Below are 5,347 nucleotides of genomic sequence, written 5' to 3'. Positions count from 1 at the left end.
CGGTCCACGCGCAGCACCTGTTGGAGGATCCTGACGTGGTGATACAGGGCAACCGGGTGCTGCACCTGCGCTATCGGGGGCAGCGCGGCGACGGGCGCGGCGGCCCCGGCGGCGACCCGGGCGGCGAGCCAGCCGAGGCCGAGCCCGACCGGCAGGGCGGCCAGCATCGGCAGCAGGTGCTGCCAGACGGTGAGCCGCAGCGTCCGGCGGCGGGTCGCGCCACGCAGCTTCAGCAGGGCGTAGTCGGGGCGGCGGTCCTGGGCGGTGTAGCGGCCGACGATGCCCAGCGCCAGCCCGCACAGCACCAGCGCCTGGACCCAGCCGGCGAGCACCCCGCGGCGGGTGGCGGCCCGGTCGGCGGCGACCCGGGCGAGCAGCTCGTCCGGCGGCCCGGTGAACTCCATGCCGGCCTCGCGCAGCGCATACCCGACGGCGGCGAGCCCGCCGTCGACGAGCGCGCGCGGCGCCTCGACGGCATAACCCGCGGCCGGGGCGTCGAGCAGGCCGGTGAAGGTGCCGATGGGGACGAAGACTGGATCGAGGGTCTCGTCGCCGCCGCGGATCCGGCCGGGCCCGAACAGCGGGTCGCCCCACCAGAGGCCGGCCGGGTCGAGCCGCTCGTACACGCCGGTGACCTTCAGCGTCAGGGCGGGCGCGCCCTCCGTGCGCTGGGCCTTGAGCGCGAGCGTGCCACCGGCCCGGACGCCGAGCGCCTTGGCCGCGGCCGCGCTCACCACCGCCTCCCCGGGCGCGGCCGGGCAGGCGCCGTCGATGTGCATGTTGGCGCAGGCGTTGTCGCGGTACGCCACCGGCACCGACCGCCCGATCCCGCTCGCGGTGCCGAGGGCCTGCGTGAGCCCAAGCGTGACCGGGGACCCGGCCGGGCCGAGCACCTGCTCGACCGCGCCCCGGAACTCCGCCAGCGCCGCGGCGGGGTCGCCCCCGCTGGTCACCGGCCGGTGCACGGAGAGCAGCCGCTGCCCGGCGGGCGCGTCGGCGAGGTCGGCGGCGGTGGTGCGCACGGCGGCCCCGGCGTCGAACAGCGGCCCGGCGGCGGCGACCGCCACAAGCAGCGCGGCCAGCGCGAACACCGCCAGCCCCTGGGCCCCTCGCCGGCGCAGCGCGCCGATTACCAGCCGGATCATCCGCGCCTCTCCCGTCACGGTCGCGTGCCGGGAGACTACCGTGCAACGACAGAGAGCGCTCTCCCCATTCGGTCAGACCTTTTCCGGGTCCGGTGGCGGTTCAGTCCTGGGCAGCGCTGACACGGTGGCGGATGGCCGGGCCGATCGCGAGCAGCCCGACGGCGGCGAGCAGGCCGACCGCGCCGACGGTGAACCACAGCGCCCCGACGCCCGCGGTGAGCAGCCGGCTGCCGGCCAGCGGGGCGATGACCGAGGCGGCCGCCCACGCGAAGCCGTTCAGCCCGTTGTAGCGCCCGCGCAGGTGGGCCGGGGCCAGGGCGGCCACGATCGCCCCGCCGATCCCGGCGGTGATGATCTCACCGGCGGTCCACAGGACGATGGTGAGCGCGAGCCCCCACGCCGTCGTCACGAACGCGGTCGCCGCGAAGCCGACCCCCATGACCGCCAGGCCGAGCGCCATCACCCGCGGCGGGTCGAAGCGGCCGAGCCACGCGGACACGACGGGCTGCAACGCCACGATGAGCACGCCGTTGAGCGCCATCGCCATGCCGAACTCGCTCGGGTCCAGCCCGGCGGCGCCCGTCATGGCCACCGGCAGCATGGTCACGGTCTGCAGGTAGACCAGCGCCTGCCCCAGCGTGACCGCGGTGAACGCCACCATGGTGCGGTCGCGCAGCACCGCGAGAAACCCGCCCGTCTCCCCCGCCCCGCCCTGCGGCCTGGTCTCCGGCACGGCCCGCCAGACCAGAACCGCGAACGCCGCGCAGGTCACCGCGTCGGCCCAGAACAGCCAGGAGAACCCGAGCCGGGCCAGCCAGCCGCCGGCCACCATGGCCACCGCGTAGCCGAGGTTGACGGCCCAGAACAGCAGCCCGTAGGCCTTGGGCCGCAGCCGCGCCGGGACCAGGTCGGCCACCAGCGCGCTGGACGCCGGTCGGTAGGCGTCGATGAGCAGGCCGAGGACCAGCATGCCGGCCAGGATCGGGGCGAGCCCGGTGCTGTAGCCCAGGACGAGCATCACGGCGGCGGTGGCGACCATGCTGCCGCAGAGCGTGGCCCGGCGCCCGATGCGGTCGGCGAGCCAGCCGCCGGCCAGCTGCGAGACCACCGAGCCGACGCCGAACAGCGTCATCGCCAGCCCGGCGACCGCGACCGAGAAGCCGCGGGCCTGGGTGAGGTACACCCCGGTGAACGGCATGACCATCGTCCCGAGCCGGTTGACCAGCGTGCCGGACCACAGCGCCCAGAACGGTGTGGGCAGTTTGGTTTCCCGGCGTACCGCCGGGGTCTCAGCAATCCCCGTTGTCGTCACGCGCACAGCGTCGAAGATCGCTCCGGCCCGTGGCCAACGTCTTAGCGTAGGCTAAAACGTATGACGGTCACGTGGCTGCTCGGGCCCGACGACGTGGCCAGGATCCGGTTTGCGTATTCGCCGATGTGGGAGCTCGTGGCGAGCCTGCGCACGCTGGGCGACCCCGCCCGGCAGGCCATTCACCGCCCGTGGGTGGACGCGGTGCGGCCGCGGCTGGCCGGCGTCGGCGGGATGGAGGAGCTGCTGGCGCTGGTGCCGCCGGGCGGCTACATGCCCGACTTCCTCACCCCGCCGCCGGAGGCGCAGGCCCCGGCGTTCGCGGCCGAGCTGGAGCGCATCCGGGCCACGCCCCCGGCCACCGCCCTGGCCGAGGTGAGCATCGCCCGGCCGCGCGGCGCGCCGGCGCTGCGAGCGTTCCAGGACGACCCGGAGGCCGGGGTCGCGCGGGTCGCCGACACCCTGGCCCGTTACTGGGACGCGTGCCTGCGCGAGGACTGGCCACGGGTGCGGGCGCTGCTGGAGGCCGACGTGATCCGCCGGACCCGCACCCTGGCCGCCGGCGGGGCCCGGGCCCTGTTCGACTCGCTGCACCCGACGGTGACGTGGACCGGCGACCGGCTGATCATCGACCGCAAGCACCGCGAGATCCTGGAGCCGCAGGGCGAGGGCCTGGTCCTGGTGCCCAGCGCGTTCCACTGGCCGACGGTGGCGGTGATGTCGGCGCCGTACCGGCTCATGCTCGCCTATCCGGTGGCCGGCGTCGGCATCCTGTGGGAGGAGCAACCGCCGCCGGCCCCGGACGGCCTGGCCGCGCTGATCGGCCGCAACCGGGCCCGGATGCTGGTCGCGCTGGCCGAGCCGGCGACCACGACCGCCCTGGCCCGCCGGCTGTCGCTGACCACCGGCGCGGTGAGCCAGCACCTGGCAATCCTGCGCGGCGGCGGCCTGGCCGTCGGCCGGCGGGTCGGCAAGGAGGTGTACTACAGCCGCACCCCGACCGGCGACGCGCTGGCCCAGAGCGCGTCCTGAGCCGGTCAGGCGGCCCCGACCAGGACGTGGAACACCCCGGTGACGGTGAGCACCCGGGCCACGACGGCGCTGGGGTTGGCCACCTCGACGGCGACCCCGGCCTCCCGCCCGAGCCGCTGCGCCCGCACGGTACTCCGGTCGATCTCGCCAGCCAGCACGAGCGTGACCGCGTCGCCCGGCCCCCGGGCGGTCGTCACGGCGAGCAACGGTTCGTCGGTCCACATCGACGGCGTAGACCTCGCCGTGGCGGTCCCGCGGCATCTCCGGTGGCCGGTGGAAGACCCGGCGCGCGGAGTCGAGCCGGCCGGCGGTGAGCAGCGTGATCCGGTGGTGCTGGTGGACGAAGCGGCGGGTGCAGTACATGCCGAACCGGCGCGGCACGACGATCGAGTTCACGTAGGTCAGGCCCGCGTCCTCGCCGGCGACCTGGACCCGGGCTGGCTGCTGGGGCGCCGGTGACCACGGCGAGGTGGCCGCCCGGGCGCAGCGCTGCGGCGGCCGCAGTCACCCACTCGGCGGTGAAGTCGGCATAGGCGGCCGGGTCGACCTCGACGTAGCCGTCGACGACCTGGTCGTGGTCGCGGGCGTAGGTGCGCTGGTAGGCCGAGCGACGGTCGCCGTGGCCGAGCGCGTAGGGCGGGTCGGCCAGGATCAGGTCGATCGGCTCGCCGCACCGGGCGAGCACGTCGGCGGCGGCGCCGAGGACGAGTTCGAGTTGCGACGGGTCGCCGGGCAGCCACACGAACAACGCCCGCCGTGGCGTCTGCGTCGTGCCCTCGATCAGCCAGGTGGCCTCGCCGTCGCCCACCCGCTGGGCCCGGCGCGGCCGGCGTAGCGTCTACAGCGCCGAGCGGACCCGCCGCTTGTACTGTTCCTTGCCGTCCTGGATGCGCTTCCGACCGCGCGGGCGGTCGGCCGGCCCGGCCGCCTCGGCCCGCCGGTCGGTCAGGGTGTAGGTGCCGGTGTCCGGCGTCCGCAGCAAGTCGGCCTCGGTGCGCAGCTCGCCCATCACCGGACTCCCAGGTCGGCTAGGTGCGGGGCGAGGAAGTCCACCATGTCGTCCCAGCGCTGGGCCGGTTGTGGCCATCGGGCCGTCCGGTCCGGATCGGCCTCGCGGATCAGCCGGGCCCACAGGGCGGCGTCACGCGGGGTGTCGTCGGGCAGCATCGGGATGCCCGCGGCGGCGAGCACGTCGACCATGGCGAGGTTGAGCCGGAACCGGTGGCCGATGGTGACCTCGGCGAGCGCGTAGCACTGCGCGAGCAGCGGGTTGACCTGCGCGGCGCGCGCAAGCTCGGCCGGGGTGAGGAAGATGCACAGCACGCACGAGGCGCTTTTCCGAACTACGACGATAAGATGCGGACTGCACTACGGCCCTCGGCTCCTACGCCGAAATGAGTGATCAGGTTGCTCTGGGGCCGGTAGCTCGCTCCTGGCGTACTTGGTCGAGGAATGCGGTGTCAGATGCGAGGTCAGGGTTGCCGACTTGCTGGTCGAGGTCGACGACGCGTTCGAGTTCACTGATCGCTTGGTCGAGGTTGCCCTCCGCCCGGTTGATCGTCGCGATGTTGTACCGGGTGACGGCTTCGCCGGCGCGGTCGCCGACCTCCCGCAGGATGGGCAGCGCCTGCCCGTAGAAGGCCAGGGCCTGCTGCCGATCCCCGAGCCCGTTGTACACGGCGCCGATGTTGTTGAGGGTGATGGCTTCGCCGGCGCGGTCGCCGACCTCCCGCACGATGGACAGCGCCTGCCCGTAGAAGGCCAGGGCCCGCTGCCGATCCCCGAGGTTGTCATACACGAGGCCGATGTTGTTGAGGGTGGCGGCCTCGCCGGCACGGTCGCCGACCTCCCGCCGGATGGG

Annotated in this window: 7 protein-coding genes and 2 pseudogenes; 2 read left to right on the top strand and 7 right to left on the bottom strand. The window is 74.6% G+C overall.

Annotated features, from left to right (window positions below; all coding sequences use genetic code 11):
- A pseudogene (locus tag AB0M46_RS31575) lies at positions 1–86 on the top strand (dihydrofolate reductase); the annotation flags it as partial.
- 84 nt (positions 87–170) lie between these two features.
- Here AB0M46_RS31575 and AB0M46_RS31570 read toward each other — a convergent pair.
- Together AB0M46_RS31570 and AB0M46_RS31565 are read right to left on the bottom strand one after the other, a co-directional pair.
- Positions 171–404: pseudogene (locus AB0M46_RS31570) on the bottom strand (hypothetical protein); the annotation flags it as partial.
- 841 nt (positions 405–1,245) lie between these two features.
- Entirely contained in the window at positions 1,246–2,457 is a 1,212-nt protein-coding gene (locus AB0M46_RS31565; protein ID WP_363341939.1) for an MFS transporter, read from the bottom strand.
- 60 nt (positions 2,458–2,517) lie between these two features.
- Between AB0M46_RS31565 and AB0M46_RS31560 the strand changes: the two genes are divergently transcribed.
- Positions 2,518–3,486, top strand: a complete 969-nt coding sequence (locus AB0M46_RS31560; protein WP_363341937.1) for a DUF5937 family protein — start codon at positions 2,518–2,520, stop codon at positions 3,484–3,486.
- Between the two features lie 5 nt (positions 3,487–3,491).
- On the opposite strand, the gene AB0M46_RS31555 is transcribed toward AB0M46_RS31560, so the two are convergent.
- The 5 genes from AB0M46_RS31555 to AB0M46_RS31535 all read right to left on the bottom strand — a co-directional run.
- Positions 3,492–3,683, bottom strand: coding sequence for a hypothetical protein (locus AB0M46_RS31555; protein WP_363341936.1), 192 nt, complete (start codon positions 3,681–3,683; stop codon positions 3,492–3,494).
- Complete coding sequence (locus tag AB0M46_RS31550; RefSeq protein ID WP_363341934.1) at positions 3,680–4,294, bottom strand: hypothetical protein; 615 nt, start codon at positions 4,292–4,294, stop codon at positions 3,680–3,682. Before AB0M46_RS31550 ends, AB0M46_RS31555 begins: the two co-directional genes overlap by 4 nt.
- Before the next feature lie 30 nt (positions 4,295–4,324).
- Positions 4,325–4,495, bottom strand: coding sequence for a hypothetical protein (locus AB0M46_RS31545; RefSeq protein WP_363341932.1), 171 nt, complete (start codon positions 4,493–4,495; stop codon positions 4,325–4,327).
- Positions 4,495–4,809 (bottom strand): hypothetical protein, encoded by a 315-nt coding sequence (locus AB0M46_RS31540; protein WP_363341930.1) that lies wholly within the window; start codon positions 4,807–4,809, stop codon positions 4,495–4,497. Before AB0M46_RS31540 ends, AB0M46_RS31545 begins: the two co-directional genes overlap by 1 nt.
- 79 nt (positions 4,810–4,888) lie before the next feature.
- Positions 4,889–5,347, bottom strand: a 459-nt coding sequence (locus tag AB0M46_RS31535) for a tetratricopeptide repeat protein (protein WP_363341928.1), incomplete at its 5' end; no start/stop codon positions are given.

The organism is Dactylosporangium sp. NPDC051485, assembly GCF_040682015.1.
GTDB lineage: Bacteria > Actinomycetota > Actinomycetes > Mycobacteriales > Micromonosporaceae > Dactylosporangium.
This window is presented reverse-complemented; position numbering and strand designations above follow the sequence as displayed.

What these genes read in the sequence shown, in the direction of transcription:
- AB0M46_RS31560 (WP_363341937.1), top strand. Translation starts at nt 2,518, where the DNA reads ATGACGGTCACGTGGCTGCTCGGGCCCGACGACGTGGCCAGGATCCGG.
- AB0M46_RS31545 (WP_363341932.1), bottom strand. Translation starts at nt 4,495, where the DNA reads ATGGGCGAGCTGCGCACCGAGGCCGACTTGCTGCGGACGCCGGACACC.